13 protein-coding genes are annotated in these 16,687 nt (G+C 62.7%); 7 read left to right on the top strand and 6 right to left on the bottom strand.

Annotated features, from left to right (window positions below):
* The first annotated feature begins 68 nt into the window (after positions 1-68).
* The 6 genes from urtB (at position 69) to AC1DWQ_RS02160 (ending at position 6,501) form a co-directional block, all read left to right on the top strand.
* Positions 69-1,652 carry an urea ABC transporter permease subunit UrtB gene (gene urtB / locus AC1DWQ_RS02185; RefSeq protein ID WP_477668174.1) on the top strand — a complete coding sequence of 528 codons (1,584 nt, stop codon included), beginning with the start codon at positions 69-71 and terminating at the stop codon, positions 1,650-1,652.
* Positions 1,653-1,665: 13 nt separating this feature from the next.
* Positions 1,666-2,784 (top strand): urea ABC transporter permease subunit UrtC, encoded by a 1,119-nt coding sequence (gene urtC / locus AC1DWQ_RS02180; RefSeq protein WP_477668173.1) that lies wholly within the window; start codon positions 1,666-1,668, stop codon positions 2,782-2,784.
* Positions 2,781-3,665, top strand: a complete 885-nt coding sequence (gene urtD / locus AC1DWQ_RS02175) for an urea ABC transporter ATP-binding protein UrtD (protein ID WP_477668172.1) — start codon at positions 2,781-2,783, stop codon at positions 3,663-3,665. Before urtC ends, urtD begins: the two co-directional genes overlap by 4 nt.
* Before the next feature lie 705 nt (positions 3,666-4,370).
* Positions 4,371-5,063 (top strand): urea ABC transporter ATP-binding subunit UrtE, encoded by a 693-nt coding sequence (gene urtE, locus AC1DWQ_RS02170; protein ID WP_477668171.1) that lies wholly within the window; start codon positions 4,371-4,373, stop codon positions 5,061-5,063.
* Between the two features lie 156 nt (positions 5,064-5,219).
* Positions 5,220-6,065: a DUF817 domain-containing protein gene (locus AC1DWQ_RS02165; RefSeq protein WP_477668170.1), complete on the top strand. Its 846-nt coding sequence runs from the start codon at positions 5,220-5,222 to the stop codon at positions 6,063-6,065.
* Entirely contained in the window at positions 6,052-6,501 is a 450-nt protein-coding gene (locus AC1DWQ_RS02160) for a ribosomal maturation YjgA family protein (protein WP_477668169.1), read from the top strand. Before AC1DWQ_RS02165 ends, AC1DWQ_RS02160 begins: the two co-directional genes overlap by 14 nt.
* Here AC1DWQ_RS02160 and AC1DWQ_RS02155 read toward each other — a convergent pair.
* Entirely contained in the window at positions 6,482-7,681 is a 1,200-nt protein-coding gene (locus tag AC1DWQ_RS02155) for a cation:proton antiporter (protein WP_477668168.1), read from the bottom strand. The genes AC1DWQ_RS02160 and AC1DWQ_RS02155 overlap by 20 nt on opposite strands.
* 187 nt (positions 7,682-7,868) lie before the next feature.
* On the opposite strand from AC1DWQ_RS02155, the gene alaC reads away from it, so the two are divergent.
* Positions 7,869-9,104 (top strand): alanine transaminase, encoded by a 1,236-nt coding sequence (alaC, locus tag AC1DWQ_RS02150; RefSeq protein WP_477668167.1) that lies wholly within the window; start codon positions 7,869-7,871, stop codon positions 9,102-9,104.
* 72 nt (positions 9,105-9,176) lie between these two features.
* Here the strand turns inward: alaC and AC1DWQ_RS02145 are convergent, their stop codons facing one another.
* From AC1DWQ_RS02145 to AC1DWQ_RS02125, 5 genes are all read right to left on the bottom strand, one after another.
* A complete protein-coding gene (locus AC1DWQ_RS02145) occupies positions 9,177-9,524 on the bottom strand; it encodes a hypothetical protein (RefSeq protein WP_477668166.1) in 348 nt (115 codons plus the stop codon).
* 288 nt (positions 9,525-9,812) lie between these two features.
* On the bottom strand, positions 9,813-10,298 hold the full coding sequence (locus AC1DWQ_RS02140) for a hypothetical protein (RefSeq protein WP_477668165.1): 486 nt from the start codon (positions 10,296-10,298) through the stop codon (positions 9,813-9,815).
* A gap of 266 nt (positions 10,299-10,564) precedes the next feature.
* Entirely contained in the window at positions 10,565-11,395 is an 831-nt protein-coding gene (locus AC1DWQ_RS02135; protein WP_477668164.1) for an urease accessory protein UreD, read from the bottom strand.
* 195 nt (positions 11,396-11,590) lie between these two features.
* A complete protein-coding gene (cphA, locus tag AC1DWQ_RS02130) occupies positions 11,591-14,194 on the bottom strand; it encodes a cyanophycin synthetase (RefSeq protein ID WP_477668163.1) in 2,604 nt (867 codons plus the stop codon).
* The gene (locus AC1DWQ_RS02125) at positions 14,194-16,401 is read right to left on the bottom strand and encodes a cyanophycin synthetase (protein WP_477668162.1); all 2,208 of its coding nucleotides are present in this window, start codon (positions 16,399-16,401) and stop codon (positions 14,194-14,196) included. The genes cphA and AC1DWQ_RS02125 overlap by 1 nt, the downstream gene beginning before the upstream one ends.
* Positions 16,402-16,687: the final 286 nt, after the last annotated feature.

Here is a 16,687-nt window from a genome sequence, read left to right as displayed (position 1 = left end):
CCCAAGGAAGTTGCAGTCTGGGCGCAACACGGTTGCGTGCTGTGCCCAACCTACAGGTTCTTTCCCCTATGCTCCGTTACCCACTTCTCCGCCTACTCTTTCTTGCTACGCTTTTGATAGCTGCTCGCGCTTATGCCTTAAGTCCTGAGGAGGTAAAAGGCATGTCAATTGGCGAAACGGAGGCGCGTGTGGAGGCCTTGGGAAAGGCCGCTGCCAAGGCCGACGAGAAGACGGCCGCGTTCATACAGGCGCTGTCTGACGATGCGGTGAAAACCAAGGGCGACAAGGTTTTTGTTGTGAAAGACGACAAAGCCTTTGACCCGATCACCGGCGCCGAGGTGCCGCTGCCGGCTGATGCTGAAGACGTGATCAACCCCAACCTGATGCGCAGCGAGATCGACAACGCGCTGGCCGCGTTGAAGCTGTTTTCCAAAGACGAGAAGCAGCGGCGCGATGCGATCAAGACGCTGGGCGGTGACAACGACGAAGCGCGGCTTCCGTTGATTGAAAAAGCCTACGCGGCTGAAACCGTGCCCGAGCTGAAGAACCAGCTTGAGCTGATGCGCGCCGCCATCATGCTGGGCAGCACCGACAAGGCCAAGCGCCTGGAAGCCGCCGCGCAGCTGGCCGGCAGCAAGAACCCCAATACCAAAACGGTGCTGATAGAACGCCTAGGCACCGAGGCCGATGCCGACGTGAAGGTGGCCCTTCAAGCCGCGCTGGCCAAGGTTGAGGCCTCACTGGAGTGGGGCAACAAGCTGGGCGCGATTTTCAGCGGCATCAGCCTGGGCAGCATCTTGCTGCTGGTGGCGCTGGGGTTGGCCATCACTTACGGGTTGATGGGCGTCATCAATATGGCGCACGGCGAGCTGATGATGATTGGCGCCTATGCCACCTACGTGGTGCAGGGCGTGTTCCAGAAATACTTTCCCGGCGCGTTTGACTGGTATTTGCTGGCCGCGGTGCCGGTGGCTTTCATGGCCTCGGCGCTGATGGGTGCGGCGCTGGAACGCAGCGTGATTCGCTTCCTCTATGGCCGCCCGCTGGAGACACTGCTGGCCACCTGGGGTATCAGCCTGATGCTGCAGCAACTGGTGCGCTCGATTTTTGGCGCGCAAAACGTCGGGGTTGAAAACCCGGTGTGGATGAGCGGCGGCGTGCAGGTGCTGGGCAATCTTTCGCTGCCTTACAACCGGCTGGTCATCATTGTGTTTGCCGTGGCGGTGCTGCTGGGCGTGGCCTGGCTGATCAGCCGCACGCGGCTGGGCCTGTTTGTGCGCGGCGTCACGCAGAACCGGCCGATTGCCTCTTGCATGGGTGTGAACACGGCCCGCGTTGATACTTACGCCTTCGCGCTGGGCTCGGGCATTGCCGGCCTGGCGGGCTGCGCGCTGAGCCAGGTGGGCAACGTGGGGCCGGACCTGGGCCAGGGCTACATCGTGGATTCGTTCATGGTGGTGGTGCTGGGCGGCGTGGGCCAGCTGGCGGGCACGGTGTATGCCGCGATGGGCCTGGGCATTCTCAACAAATTCCTCGAAGGCTGGACGGGCGCCGTGCTGGCCAAGATTGCCGTGCTGGTGTTCATCATCATCTTCATCCAGAAGCGGCCGCAGGGCATCTTCGCGATGAAGGGCCGCAGTGCGGAGGCCTGAGATGACGGCCACCATGACCCCGATGCCAACTATCGTGCACCTTCCGGCCAAGGGCCCACTGCTTACGCGCGGCGGCTGGAGCGCCTTCATGATGGCACTGATCGCCGTCTGCGCCATTGCGCCCATCCTCAACCTGTGGGTGCCCGAGGGCAGCGTGTTCCACATGAGCACCTACGCCGTGGCGCTGCTCGGCAAGATCATGTGCTACGCCATCTGCGCGTTGGCCATGGACTTGATCTGGGGCTACACCGGCATCCTCTCGCTGGGGCATGGCGTGTTCTTTGCACTGGGCGGCTACGCCATGGGCATGTACCTCATGCGCCAGATTGGCCGCGACGGCAATTACAAAAGCGACCTGCCCGACTTCATGGTGTTCCTTGACTGGAAGACCTTGCCCTGGCACTGGACTTTCAGCGACAGCTTTGCCGCCACCCTGTTTTTGATTGTGGCGGTGCCGGGCATCATTGCCTTTGTGTTTGGCTTCTTTGCCTTCCGCTCGCGCATCAAGGGCGTTTACTTTTCCATCATCACCCAGGCCATGACGTTTGCGGCCATGCTGCTGTTCTTTCGCAATGAAACCGGTTTTGGCGGCAACAACGGCTTTACCGACTTCAAACGCATTCTCAACATCCCGATCGCCACGCCGTCGATGCGCATGACGCTGTTCATCATGACGGGCCTTACGCTGCTCGGCTTCTTTTTGTTTGCCAAATGGCTGGTGGGCAGCAAATTTGGCCGTGTGCTGCAGGCCATTCGTGACGCCGAAACGCGTGTGATGTTCTCCGGCTACAGCCCGCTGGGCTACAAGCTCACGATCTGGGTGATTTCGGCCATCATGTGCGGTGTGGCCGGTGCCTTGTATGTGCCGCAGGTCGGCATCATCAACCCGAGCGAAATGAGCCCGGCCAACTCGATTGAAATTGCCATCTGGGCCGCAGTGGGCGGGCGCGCCAGTTTGATCGGGCCGATTGTGGGTGCCTTTATCGTCAACGGCGCCAAGAGCTGGCTCACGGTGGCGTATCCCGAATTCTGGCTGTACTTTCTGGGGGCACTTTTCATCAGCGTCACGCTGTTCCTGCCTGACGGCGTGGTGGGCCTGGTCAAGAAGCTTCGTAAAGGGGGTGGCAAATGACTCCCGATCTGCTCGAACAAGGCGCACGCCGCATTGAAGAACGCCTGGCCGCACTGGATGCCGGCAAAGCCAATACCGAATCCGGTGGTCGCAGTGCCAGCGGCCGCCGTATTGCTCATGCCACCGGCGAGGTAGACGTTACCCACGGTCGTATCCTGTACCTGGAAGATGTGAGCGTCAGCTTCGACGGCTTCAAGGCCATCAACAAGCTGAGCCTGGACATTGCGCCCGGCGAGCTGCGCTGCATCATCGGCCCCAATGGCGCCGGCAAGACAACCATGATGGATATCATCACCGGCAAGACCCGGCCCGATGAAGGCACGGTGTTTTTCGGCAGCACGATTGACCTGCTGCGCCACAAGGAAGCCGAAATCGCCCAGCTGGGGATAGGCCGCAAGTTCCAGAAGCCCACGGTGTTTGAGCAGCTCACCGTGTTTGAAAACCTGGAGCTCGCGCTCAAGACCAACAAGGGCGTGAAGCATTCGATGTTCTTCAAGCTCGATTCAACACAAAGCGACAGGCTGGCCGAGATCCTGGTGACGATTCACCTGGCAGACAGTGTGGGCCGTATGGCCGGCAACCTGAGCCATGGGCAAAAGCAGTGGCTGGAGATCGGCATGCTGTTGATGCAGGACCCGAAGCTGCTGCTGCTCGACGAGCCGGTGGCTGGCATGACCGATGAAGAAACGGCACGCACGGCAGAGCTGTTCTTGACACTCAAGGGCAAGCATTCGCTGATGGTGGTGGAGCATGACATGAGCTTTATCAAGACGATTTCGGAGATCGTGACCGTGCTGTGTGATGGGTCTGTGTTGGCGCAGGGGACGCTTGATCAGGTTCAGGCGGATGAGCGGGTTATTGAGGTGTATCTTGGCCGGTGAGGTTTTTTCTTCACCGGTTCTTGCTCCGGCTACGTGCTCTTTGCTGAGGGTAGTTGGCCGGGGGTTGCCCGGCGGCAACTCACTTTTCTTTTGCTTCGCCAAAAGCAAAGTAAGCAAAAGAAAAGGCGACCCTGCTGTCTGCGTCCCTTCGCTTCGCTACGGGCAACCTGCGGTGCTCGGACCAGACGGGGTCTCGCTCGAACTCGCTTCGCTCAGACAATCGCGATCCCTGATCCGCCTGAACCTGCGCTCCTCGGCGCATACAGAAGGGGGTGGGGAGAGGAATACCAAAACCGAATACCCAAACTGCCAAAGACAGAACCCCGAAGACCGCAAGAAACAAGGACTCGCCGTGGCGAGTCCTTGTTGGTATTTGTCTTTTGTTTTCGGCCTTCAGTCCCCGCTCCCGATTGGCCCTTGTGGATGCGCCGAGGAGCGCAGGGCCAGACGGATCAGGGCAAAAACTTGTTTGAGCCGAAGGCGAGTTGTTTTTGACCCCGGCTGGACCGAGCACCGCAGGTTGCCCGCAGCGAAGCGAAGGGACGCAGGAACCAGGGTCGCCTTTTCTTTGGTGACTTTCTTTTGGCGAAGCAAAAGAAAGTTACTTGCATGCCGGGCAACCCCCGGCCAGCAGTTCACAGCAATGAGCGCAGGGACCGAAGCAAGAACCAACCCTCGAAATGCACTTCCCTACGGAGACTCCTCATGCTCCAAGTAAAAAACATCAACCAATACTACGGCGGCTCCCACATCCTGCGGGACGTGAGCCTGGACGCTCACCTGGGCAAGGTCACAGTTCTGCTGGGTCGCAACGGCGTAGGAAAAACCACGCTGCTCAAATCACTGATGGGCCTGATCCCCATCAAGACCGGCACGATTGAATTCGACGGCAAACCCATCCAGGGCAACACGCCGTATGAGCGCGCCCGCGCAGGCATCGGCTTTGTGCCGCAGGGCCGCGAGATCTTCGCGCGCCTGACGGTGGAAGAAAACCTGCGCATGGGCCTGGCCTACAAAAGCGCCAGCACGCCGATTCCTGCCGAGCTGTATGAGCTGTTTCCGGTGCTCAAGCAGATGCTGAACCGTCGCGGCGGTGACTTGTCGGGTGGGCAGCAGCAGCAGCTGGCCATTGCACGCGCGCTGGCGGCCAAGCCCAAGCTGTTGATTCTTGACGAGCCCACCGAAGGCATACAGCCCAGCATCATCAAGGACATCGGCCGCGTGATCCGCATGCTGGCCGACCGCGGTGACATGGCCATCTTGCTGGTGGAGCAGTACTACGACTTCGCGCAGGAACTGGCGGACGACTACCTGGTGATGGAACGCGGCGAATTCATTGCGCGCGGCCAGGGTAAGGACATGGAAGCCAACGGCGTGCGGCAGCTGGTGGCGATTTAAGCAGGCTGCCTGTCGTCGCTTTGCCTCAAAGCCCGGTTTGTCCGGGCTTTTTTGTGCCTGCAGGCATGCCGATATTCGTATCAGTTCCGCGAACGTAGAATCGCAGCGGTCGCCGAAACAAACCGGCTAAAAACAATCAAAAAAAGGTAGATGCCGATGGCGTTGCTTGCGTTGGACAACTGGCTGATCCAGGCGAAATCTCATGCGGGCCTGTCGGGCTTTCGCCGCTTTCTGGTGGAGTTTGGCTGTTTCGGCCTCAAGGAAGCCAGGGCGTGCCTCTTTGCCGGGCTGTTCTTTGCAGCGGTGTTCCTTGTGCCGCGGGCCGGTGTGGCCGGTGTTCCGCGCTACGACCTGCTGCTTTTGATTGCGCTGCTGATTCAAGGCTGGATGGTGCTGGCCAAGCTGGAAACCCTGGATGAGCTGAAAGCCATCTGCCTCTTTCACGTGGTGGGGTTTGCGCTGGAGGTCTTCAAGACTTCCGGGTCCATACAGTCATGGAGCTACCCGGACTTTGCCTATACGAAAGTGTTTGGCGTGCCGCTGTTTTCCGGCTTCATGTATGCGGCGGTGGGCAGCTACATCATCCAGGCGTGGCGGCTGTTTGACCTGCGCATCCGGCATCACCCGCCTTACTGGATGGGTGTGGTGATTGCATTGCTGATCTACGGCAATTTTTTCACGCACCACTATTGGGGCGACTACCGCTGGTACATCGCCGCCTGCCTGGCCGGCTTGTACGCCAGGTCCACAGTGATCTTCCGGCCCTATGACCGGGACCGGAGCATGCCGCTGTTGCTGGCTTTTCTGCTGATCGGCTTCTTTATCTGGGTGGCTGAAAACATCAGCACGTTCTTCAGTCTGTGGCATTACCCCAACCAGCTGGGCGCCTGGTCCCTTGTCCATGTGGGCAAATGGAGTTCCTGGTCGCTGCTGGTGGTCATGACCTTCACCATCGTGGCCAACCTGAAGCATGTGAAGGCGCGCATCCATGTACCCGACTGAGACGGGCACTCCCCGCGTGAAGCTGCGCTTTGACCGCGAGGCGGCGCTATGGGCACTCTTCATTTTCATCATTGAAGTGCTGATCGCGACCGTGTGGTCGCACCACCGCTGGCTGCGGGGTTTTGTGGGCGACGTGCTGGCGGTGGTGTGGGTGTACCTTTTGCTCAAGACCGTGATCAAGGCCAACACCCAGGGCCTGGCGCTGGTGGCGTTTGCGGTGGGTTGCCTCGTGGAGCTGGCCCAGTATGTGGCCAGCGTCAACGGCTGGCACGTGCAGAACCGGGTGCTGAAGATTCTGCTGGGTTCGGTGGCTGACTGGATGGACGTGCTCGCCTATGCCTGCGGATTCCTGCTGATTTTGGCGCTGGAGTTCCTGCTGGCCCGCTGGAAGGCCGCCAGGAGGCCGATTACTCCGGTTACTTCGAGCGAAAGATGATCTCCTTCATGCGCTGAAGCCGGGGTGCCGTCATCGGCACCGTCAGCATGGTGCTGGCAATGGCCATCAGCAGCAGGGCGGTGAAGGTCTCATTGGAGATGATTTTCTTGCTCAGCAGGATGTTGACAAAGATGATCATGATCAGCCCTTTGGTCTGCAGCAGCCAGCCGATGAAGGAGCCTTCGCCGGGCGCCCATTTCAGCACTTTGCCTGCGATGTAAGTGCCCATCAACTTGCCGCCGACTGAAGCCACCAACAGCACCGCCGCGGCGATAAAAACAGCCTCTCCGCCGACGGACCAATTGGTGCGCAGCCCCGCACTGAGGAAGAACACCGGCATCATCACCAGCAGCACGTGATGGCGCAGCAGGTCCATGTGTTCCTGGTTGAACCACTCACCGTCGATGACGGCGCCGGCCAGGAAAGCCCCGATCATGTAGTCCAGCCCGGCCCATTCCGCACCGAAGGCGCAGACGATCAACCAGATCAACCCGACGTACCAGCGGTCACGCTCGGGCAGCCACACCATGAGCTTGCGAAAGGCATAGCTCACAACGCCGAACGCCACGAGAAAACCGACCTGGGTGCCCACCCGTTTCCAGTCCATCAGGATCAGTGCCAGCACGCCCCAGATCGCGATGTCGTCGAGGCTGGCGTAACGGATCAGGCGCTGGCCCACGGGCTGACGCAGGATGGCGAGCTTGTCCATCAGCAGGATCAGCACGGGCAGCGCCGTGACGGCGCAGGCCATGCCGACGCCCACCACAAACTGCCAGGGCATGCCTTGCGCGCCCAGCCACCCCGGGTACATCAGCATGCCTGCGGCCACGACGCAACCCAACACCAGCGGTGTGCTTAGCGCCAGGCCGGCGGTGATGCCGCTTTCGCGCCGGTGTTCCCAGGTCTTTTTGAGGTCCAGCTCGATGCCGGCGATCCAGACAAACACCATGACGGCCCACCAGGCAATGCCGTTGAGCGACTGCACCACCGGCGCGCTGAAGACAAAGGCGTAGTAGTCAGGGTAGACCTTGCCCAGGATGCCCGGGCCCAGCAAAATGCCGGCGATCATCTGCACCACCACCAGCGGCGCGTAGTAGTCGGTTCCGAGAACCCGCCAGATCAGGTAGGGCACCGCGAAGATGAGCGCCATGGCGATCAAGTAGGTTTCGGTGGTGGTCATTGCGGAGTCCATGGTTCCCTTTGTTTTTATGCCTTCCGGCTCCGTGCCGGCGGCCAAGCCCCGCATGGTAGACCATGGCGGTGGCGCCGGTTGTAAGCGGCCTGCCTGTCGGTTACCATGGCGTCGGCTGGCCCCATTGCCAGCCACGTCGCTCGGACGGTTCCGGGCGCTTACGTGAAAGTTTCTTATGTCCGCCTCTTCTTCAGGCAAGCGCCGCTTTGCGCGCATTGACCGGCTTCCCCCCTACGTCTTCAACATCACGGCCGAGCTGAGAATCGCGGCGCGCCGGCGCGGCGAGGACATCATCGACATGAGCATGGGCAACCCCGATGGGGCCACGCCCGCGCACATCGTGGCCAAGCTCACCGAGGTCGCGCAGCGGCCCGACACGCACGGCTATTCGGCCAGCAAGGGCATACCGCGGCTGCGGCGCGCCATTGCGCATTGGTACCAGAGCCGCTACCAGGTGGCGATTGACCCCGACACCGAGGCCATCGTCACCATCGGCTCCAAAGAGGGGTTGGCCCACCTGATGCTGGCCACGCTGGACCGCGGCGACACCGTGCTGGTGCCGGACCCAAGTTACCCCATTCACATTTACGGCGCGGTGATCGCGGGGGCCGATATTCGCTCGGTGCCGCTGACACCCGACACGGATTTTTTTGCCGAGCTGGAAAAAGCCATTCGCGGCAGCTACCCCAAGCCCAAGATGATGGTGCTGGGGTTTCCGTCCAACCCCACCGCGCAGTGCGTGGAGCTGGAGTTTTTCGAGAAGGTGATTGCACTGGCGCGCAAGCACGACATTTTTGTGGTGCACGACCTGGCCTATGCTGACATCGTGTTCGACGGCTGGAAGGCGCCTTCCATCATGCAGGTGCCGGGCGCCAAAGACATCGCGGTGGAATTTTTTACGCTCTCCAAAAGCTACAACATGGCAGGCTGGCGTGTCGGCTTCATGGTGGGCAACCCCGACCTGGTGGCCGCGCTGGCGCGCATCAAGAGCTATCACGACTACGGCACCTTCACCCCGCTGCAGGTGGCCGCGATTGCCGCGCTGGAAGGCGACCAGCAATGCGTGAGGGACATTACCGCGCAATACCAGGCGCGGCGCGACGTGCTCTACAAGGGCCTGACCGAAGCGGGCTGGCCGGTTGACTGCCCCAAGGCGTCGATGTACATCTGGGCGCGCATTCCCGAGGCTTACCGCAAGCTGGGCTCGCTGGAATTCGCCAAGCAGCTGCTGGAAAAAGCCAAGGTGTGCGTGTCACCGGGAATCGGCTTTGGTGACCACGGTGACGACCATGTGCGCTTTGCCTTGATCGAAAACGAAGCCCGCATCCGCCAGGCGGTGCGCGGCATCAAGGCCATGTTCAAGGCGGATGGCGTGCTGAAATCCGCACAGACCGATAAGCAGGAAGGATAAAAAAAGTGGGCCGCAAGCGGCCCACTTTGACATGACTCCATACCGGCACCAAAGGTGTCGGCGCTGTTTTCTTCAACTGTCGGTGGCGTTGGGTGTGCCTTTTCCTGCGATACCGGTTGTGGCTGCCAGCAGTTTTTTCTCCAGTTCGGCACGCTCCGCAATCTCCCGTTCCAGCAGGTCGTTGACGTGCGCCAGCTCTTCCGCGGAGCTCTGGATTTTGTCTTCCAGTTCCGCGGTTTTTACCAGCGCCATCGCAACGTCACCCGTTTTGACCGCGGGTGGAATTTCTTTTTCGAGGACCTTGTTGATCAGCAGTAGCTCTTGTGCCGATCTTTCCACCGTGTCCTGCACGGCATCGTTTTTTTCGAGCGCGCGCGCCAGTTGTGGCTTCTCGGGCGAGGTGTTCGAGGGTTTTTGCATGGATGCTTTCGTGGCGGGTGATGGCCGGGGGACAAGGGGCTGGCGTCCCGCAGTGGACGCGCGACGGTACTCCCCATCATGCACCCGAAATGCATTGCCGGGGTGGACTTTACGGGGAGATTACCTGCGTTGGCGGCGCATGAAAGATTCGTCGCCTGGAGAAACCGGTGACATGGAAAACCTGCCCACAAAACGCGCACAAAAAAGAAGTGGGCCGCAAGCGGCCCACCTTTGCTTCTGCTCCATCCGGTGAATTCATCAAACCCCGGCGGAGCGAGTGGCAACTGGTTATTGCGGCGGTGAGGCGACGGGCGCCGGGATCACCACAATGTCTGTCGAGGTCTGCGGCTGCACGCGCACGTTGGTGGCGCCTGGGGGCACCACAACGGTTTCAACTTCGCGAACCACACCGCCGCCGGCGACGCTGCCTTCGGCCTTGCCATAGCCCACGATACGGGCCTGGCAGGCGACCTGGTCTTCACCCTTGAAGACATCACAGCGCTTCAATGCATTGGCGGCAAACTGTCCATTGGCGTTGTCGACCTTGCCGGCACGTTTGGCGGCATTGGCGTTCTTCACTTCAGTGATACAGGTTGCCCGGTCTTGTTGGGTCTTGCCGTTGTTACACGCGGCCATTTCGCTCCTGGCGTCACCCGTGGCGTCGATCCCGGTGGTGCCGGAAGCAATCTGGGCAGCAGCGCCCAGGGAAAGCAGGGCGGCGGCGCCGAAACAGGCGGTAATGCGCGCAAGGCGGAAATTCAGGGATGAGGTCATGGTCAAACTCCTTGTTCGAAACTCGATGGATATCGATAAAGGGAGTCTGGGCCGCTACCTGAAACGGCCATGAAAGGAAAAGGTCCGGGTAAGCCGTGCCCTAAGCCCATTCGCCTGTAGGACAGGTCTTTCAGCGGCTTTTGATGGGCCGGGGTTCGCGCGGGTAACGGCTAACTAAAGACTACAAAACCCGTTGAGCTGAGGGGCAGGCGTAACGAATTTTCTGAAGATGGTTTCTTGTACAGCCTGCAGGGGCAGTTACAGCACTACATTGACCAGATGCGCGGGGTGGACGGCGCCAGCTGCCAGAGCTGTGTGCGCCAGGCTTGCCAGACCTGCTTGAGCAAGGCCATGGCAGGTTCAACCACCGGTGACAGCACACGGATGACGACGACCTGCCCGTCGGGGCTGGTCGCGCCGGCGTACGCGGCAAGCGGGTGGGCCTGCATCACGTCACGTGCGCAGTCCAGCGCCAGCTGGCGGCGATGGCGCTCGAGCTTGCTGCCGGCCACAAAAAAGAGTGACGCGAGGCAGCGGTTGCCGGCCATGCCGAGCGGGCTGTTCATCAGCAAGGTGTCTGCGGCATCCATGCGTGCGCGCTCGAGCCAGACACCGGGCACTTCGATGTGCTGGCGAAAGCTGCCGCTCTCGAACGGCAGGCTGGCGGCGGGCAGGCCCAGGGCGGTGACGTCCCAGCCGATCAGTTCGGCGCCGGGCGCCAATGTCATGGTCAGGCGGTTTTCGGCAAGGCAGCCGTTGTAGCAAATGGCTTCTAGCGGCAGCCATTCCATGCGGGCGCCGGCCTGCAGGTCGAGGCGGGTGCGCTGCAGGGCGGGCTCGCCGGCGGATCGGTAAAAGCGGGTGGCACCGGGCGTGGTGATGAGGCCGTGTGTGCCGGGTGCTGCGCTGAAGGCCAGGTCCAGCGTGTCGCCGCCGACCAGGCCGCCGGGTGGGTGCACGATGACGTTATGGCAAATCGCGTCGCCTTCGGGGTAAAGACTTTGCAGGATGCGCAGGGGTCCGCTATGGCGAAAGTGGGCAAGGGTCTTGCCGGCCTGGTGGGTGTAGTCGAGAGCGAGGGTCGCGTTCCAGGTCATGGGGCAAGTTTAACGCGGGCAGGGTGCCTGGCTTTGCTATTAATTCAGGAGCTGCTTGCGCTCGTCCTGATTGGGTTGTAGCCTCTTTTTGATTGAAATTCAGGGTCCTGCGTATTCACTGCTGGCTTGCCGGGCTGCGAAAAGCGGTGCAGCTCATCCGCGCCGCTCTCCGTTTTGCCCGGCAACCCTGACACGCTAGTGCGCAACTGTCTCTTTGGCTTCTTTCACGCGCGCGGCCAGGTGGTCCAGCGCCTCCTGCACCTGGTCGACCAGGATCAGGCAGAGGTCACCAGGTGACAGGCGCGCGAGCGCGGTGTCGATGGCCAGGAACTCACCACGGATCTCGTCGATTTTCTTGGTACGTTGCGCCTTGTGGGCGCCTTCCAGGCCCTGGCGCAGCAGGCCCATGACTTCACCGTCAGCGCGGCCGCGCTGGGCGGCGTCCTGGTAGAGGATGACGTCGTCAAACGCGCCGCCCAGGATGATGGTCTGGTCGCGGATGTCGCTGTCGCGGCGATCGCCTGCGCCGCTGATCACGACACTGCGACGCTGCCTTGGCGTGGCCGGCATGGCGTCGACCGCGGCCACCAGGGCGCGCATGGCGTCGGGGTTGTGGCCGTAGTCGGCGATCACGGTGGCGCCCTTGTAGTCCATCACGTTGAAACGGCCGGGCGCGTTGTGCGCATCGGTCACAAAGCTGGAGAGGCCGCGCTTGATGGTGTCCCAGTTGATGCCGGCGCCCCAGGCGGCCGCGACGGCGGCCATGACGTTCTCGACCTGGAAACTGATGGTGCCGCCGCGTGTGACGGGAACGCCCTGCAGCGCGATGCGCTCGACCCAGGCGCCTTCGGCGGCTACCAGCATGGGGCCGTCGACATACACGGTGCGCTTGCCTTGTGCGCGGTGCGTGGCCATGAGCGGGTGGTGCCGGTCGGCGGCGAAAAAGATCACCTTGCCGGGGCAGGTGGCCGCCATGTCGGCGACGATGGGGTCGGCGGCATTGAGCACCGCGTAGCCGGTGGTCGAGACGTTCTGCACGATCACGCGCTTGAGCACGGCCAGGTCTTCCACCGTGGTGATGTAGTTCAGGCCCAGGTGGTCGCCGCTGCCGATGTTGGTGACAACGGCGACTTCGCAGCGGTCAAAACCCAGGCCTTCGCGCAGCACGCCGCCACGGGCGATTTCGAACACGGCCGCGTCGACGTCAGGGTGCATGAGCACATTGCGCGCGCTCTTGGGGCCGCTGCAGTCGCCGCTGTCGGTTTGCCGCCCGTTGATGTAGACGCCGTCGGTATTCGTCATGCCGGTGCGCAGACCGTCGGCGGCCAGCAGGTGGGCAATCAGGCGTGTGGTGGTGGTCTTGCCGTTGGTGCCGGTGACGGCAATCACCGGCACGCGGCCGTTGTCACCGGGGGAAAAAAGTTCGTCGATCATGGCGACGCCCACGGCGCGGCCCTTGCCGTAGGAGGGCGACAGGTGCATGCGCAGGCCCGGCGCGGCATTGACTTCCACGACGCCGCCGTTTTGCGATTCGAGCGGGCGCAGCATGCTTTCGCACACCACGTCGACGCCGCAGATGTGCAGGCCGACCATTTGCGCGGCCGCCACGGCGCGCGCGGCCACAGCCGGGTGTACGTCATCGGTCACGTCGGTCGCCGTGCCGCCGGTGCTCAGGTTGGCGTTGTTGCGCAGGATGACGCGCCGGCCCTTGGCGGGAATGGATTCGGGCGTGAGCTCCTGGGCTTCCAGGCGGGCCACCGCGATGTCGTCAAAACGGATTTTGGTGAGCGAGGTGGAATGGCCTTCGCCGCGTTTGGGGTCCTGGTTGACGATGTCGACCAGCTCACGCACGGTGTGCAGGCCGTCGCCCACGACCTGCGGCGGCTCGCGCCGCGAGGCAGCCACCAGCTTGTTGCCCACCACCAGCAGGCGGAAGTCGCTGCCGGGAAGGAATTTTTCGACCATGACTTCGCCGTATTCGGCGGCTGCCTTCCAGGCGGTGTCGAGGTGTTCACGCGTGGTGATGTTGACGGTGACGCCCTTGCCCTGGTTGCCGTCCAGCGGTTTCACGACTACCGGCAAACCCACTTCCAGGGCCGCGGCCCAGGCATCGTCCGTATCGGTGACCGGGCGGCCCAGCGGCACGGGCACGCCGGCCGCGCGCAGCAGTTTTTTGGTGAGGTCCTTGTCTTGCGCGATGGATTCGGCCACGGCGCTGGTGGCGTCGATTTCCGCGGCCTGGATGCGCCGCTGTTTGGAGCCCCAGCCGAATTGCACCATGCTGCCTTTGGTGAGGCGCCGGTAGGGAATGCCGCGTGCCACGGCGGCGTCGACAATCGCGCCGGTGCTGGGACCGAGGCGTTCGTCTTCGTCGAGCGCGCGCAGTTGGGCAATCGCGGCGTCCAGGTCAAACGCGGTGTCGCGCAGGGCGGCGTGGATCAATGCTTGCGCCAGCTCAAACGCCAGCCGGCCGACGGTTTCTTCGCTGTACTCGACCACGACCTGGTAGGTGCCGGCTTCAACAGTAGAGGCGGTATGGCTGAAGGTGAGGGGGCAACCGGCAGCCGTCTGCAGCGCCAGCGCGGCGGCTTCAAGCACATGGGCCAGTGAGACGGGGCCTGCGTGGCCGGTCTGCCGGAAGGCGCCCATCTCGGGGAACAGCGAGCGCACGCGCGGCTCAAAGCCTGGCAGACCCGTGATATTGCACTCCACCGCAGTGCAGGCAACGATGGCTTCGAGCGCTGTGTGGCGGCTCCAGAGGTTGGGCCCGCGCAGGGCCCGGATACGGGACACTTCCATTACTCGGCACTCCCGGCGGTTTTAGGGGTGGTTTCAAAGGCTTCCATGCCGGCGCCTATCAAATTGAGGGGGATGCCCAGCGCCCAGGCGGCGCCCACGGCGGCCAGCAGTCCACCCTCGGACAGTCCACGGCGTTCGCGCCAGGCGGCAAGCTTGCCGAGGCCCGGCAAAAAAGCCTCGCTGGCGCCGGTGGCCAGCACGACCTGGTCCTGGCGCAGGTAGAGCGCACGGCCGCCTTTGGCGCAATGCGCCGCAATGGCCGGGGTCTCGGGGTCGGTGCTGTAGAAAATGACTTCGCCGTCGCAAAGCTCCTGCATTTCGGCGATGCGGTGATCTGCGGCATTGAGCACGGCGGCGCCGCCGGGCAGCACCACATCGACCTGCGAGCGCATCACCTTGTACATCTGGTCGGCTTCGGTGATGTCGAATTCAGCCAGGCCTTCGGCGCCGCCCAGGTCCGTGACGACACCCACCTGGCATTTGTCATAGGGCAGGCCGGTGAGCAGGATGGTGCCGGCGCCGTTTTCAAACACCGCTGCCTGCACGGCGCGGTTGATCAGCAGGCGCTGGCCGGCTTCCCAGTTGGCGCAGTTGGATGCGTCCACACAGCGCTGGTCCAGGAACAACCCACCCTGGCAGGCCAGGCCGGTGTGCCGGCCCGACAGGTGCAGCAGCCAGGCCACCAGACGCGCCACGCGCTGGTTGTCGCTGGAGCCGGCAATGCCGACGATGGGAATGCGGCCGTCAGGGCTGTCGGAGTCGGTGGCGGGGAAAAGGTGGTCGCAGATGGCACGGCCCACCGGGCGCGGCGCGCCTTCGGCCGGTTTGAGGTGCATGAGGAGGCCTGGGCCGGCGTTCACTTCAACGATGGCGCCGCCTTGCTCGTGCAACGGGCGCGAGATGTCTTGCGCCACCACATCGACCCCGGCGATGTCCAGGCCCACCACGCGCGCGGCCAGCGACACGATGTGATCAACGTCAGGATGAACCTGGTCGGTGCAGTCGATGGCCACATTGCCGTTGCGCTGGATCAGCACCTCGCGGCCAACGGCCGGTATGGCTTCGGGGCTCAGGCCCTGGCGCTGCAGATCAAGAATGATGGCGCCGTCGCTGGCGGTGTTGATGCGGCCCAGCGGGAAGTCTTCACCGACGCCGCGGCGCGGGTCGGTGTTGAGCTGTGCGTCTACCAACTGTGAGACGGTGGAGGTGCCGTCGCCGGTGACCCAGGCGGCTTCGCCGCGCGCGGCGGCGACCACACGGCCGCCGACCACCAGCAGGCGGTGCTCGTTGCCGCGCACAAAACGCTCGACCATGACTTCGCTGCCATGCCGTGCCGCAACTTCAAACGCGCCTTCGACTTCTGCCCGTGTTTTGAGGTCCAGCGACACGCCACGGCCATGGTTGCCGTCGGACGGCTTGACGACGACCGGCAGGCCGATGTCTTCGGCCGCTTCCCAGGCTTCTTCGGCTGTGGCGACGATCTGGCCTTCAGGTACCGGCACGCCGCAGGTGGCCAGCAGGCTTTTGGTGAGGTCCTTGTCGTGGGCGATGCCTTCGGCGATGGCGCTGGTGAGGTCGGTTTCGGCCGTCCAGATGCGGCGCTGGCTGGCGCCGTAACCCAGTTGCACCAGGTTGCCGTCGTTCAGCCGGATATGGGGAATGCGGCGGTCGGTGGCCGCGGCCACGATGGAGGCCGTGCTGGGGCCGAGATAGCAGTCGTCCACCTTGGTCCGGATTTTCTCGACGGCAGACTGCACGCCGGCCTGGCCGTAGTCTGTGCCGTTGATGGCGGCCATCAACAGGCGGTGGCCTTCGGCCAGCGCGGTGCGGGCCACCTGCTCGTCGCGGGCACGGAACACCATGCGGTAAACGCCGCGCTGGGAGGTGCTGCGCGTCTGGCCGAAGCCGGTCGGCATGTCGGAAAGGTTCAGCAGCTCGATGACCACATGCTCCAGCACATGGCCGGACCAGGTGCCTTCCAGCAGGCGCTGGATGAAGCCGCCGCGCTCGCCCACGCCGCAGTGGTGTTCGACGAGGGCCGGCAACAGGGCGACCAGGCGGTCATTGAAGCCCGGCAACAGGTTGGAGGGGAAGTCTTCGAGGCTGCCGAGGTCCAGCCAGACTTCCAGCACGGGCCGATAGGTCCAGATGTTGGGACCGCGCAGGTAGTTGATGCGCAGCAGCTTGATGTCGTCCTGTGGGCTCATTTTTCGCAAAATTGTCGGCAGGGTTGGGCCTTGCCACCCCGGGGAGCAAGGCTCGGCCCTGGCCGATGGATTTCAGTGTGAGGCCGGTCAAGGTCTCGGTGGGTCCCTGTGTCTCGTTATGTTGTTGTTTTTGTCGCGGCGATGGCCGCCAGGGGTCGATTTTGATGGTTCCGTCATTTTCAGGGGGTTGATATGGTCAAACCGGTCGCTTCAGGCCGCATTCGGCGAAAATCCCTGTTTCGGGCCTATTCGCGCAACTACGAAGAACCTGCGAATACCCTGCCGC

It is taken from the genome of Polaromonas sp. P2_G11 (assembly GCF_056403595.1).
The sequence above is the reverse complement of the archived record's forward strand: the minus strand, read 5'-3'. Positions and strand labels throughout refer to the sequence as shown.

Coding starts and splice junctions, on each gene's coding strand:
- urtB (WP_477668174.1), top strand. CDS start 69: ATGCTCCGTTACCCACTTCTCCGCCTACTCTTTCTTGCTACGCTTTTG.
- urtC (WP_477668173.1), top strand. CDS start 1,666: ATGACCCCGATGCCAACTATCGTGCACCTTCCGGCCAAGGGCCCACTG.
- urtD (WP_477668172.1), top strand. CDS start 2,781: ATGACTCCCGATCTGCTCGAACAAGGCGCACGCCGCATTGAAGAACGC.
- urtE (WP_477668171.1), top strand. CDS start 4,371: ATGCTCCAAGTAAAAAACATCAACCAATACTACGGCGGCTCCCACATC.
- AC1DWQ_RS02165 (WP_477668170.1), top strand. CDS start 5,220: ATGGCGTTGCTTGCGTTGGACAACTGGCTGATCCAGGCGAAATCTCAT.
- AC1DWQ_RS02160 (WP_477668169.1), top strand. CDS start 6,052: ATGTACCCGACTGAGACGGGCACTCCCCGCGTGAAGCTGCGCTTTGAC.
- AC1DWQ_RS02155 (WP_477668168.1), bottom strand. CDS start 7,681: ATGACCACCACCGAAACCTACTTGATCGCCATGGCGCTCATCTTCGCG.
- alaC (WP_477668167.1), top strand. CDS start 7,869: ATGTCCGCCTCTTCTTCAGGCAAGCGCCGCTTTGCGCGCATTGACCGG.
- AC1DWQ_RS02145 (WP_477668166.1), bottom strand. CDS start 9,524: ATGCAAAAACCCTCGAACACCTCGCCCGAGAAGCCACAACTGGCGCGC.
- AC1DWQ_RS02140 (WP_477668165.1), bottom strand. CDS start 10,298: ATGACCTCATCCCTGAATTTCCGCCTTGCGCGCATTACCGCCTGTTTC.
- AC1DWQ_RS02135 (WP_477668164.1), bottom strand. CDS start 11,395: ATGACCTGGAACGCGACCCTCGCTCTCGACTACACCCACCAGGCCGGC.
- cphA (WP_477668163.1), bottom strand. CDS start 14,194: ATGGAAGTGTCCCGTATCCGGGCCCTGCGCGGGCCCAACCTCTGGAGC.
- AC1DWQ_RS02125 (WP_477668162.1), bottom strand. CDS start 16,401: ATGAGCCCACAGGACGACATCAAGCTGCTGCGCATCAACTACCTGCGC.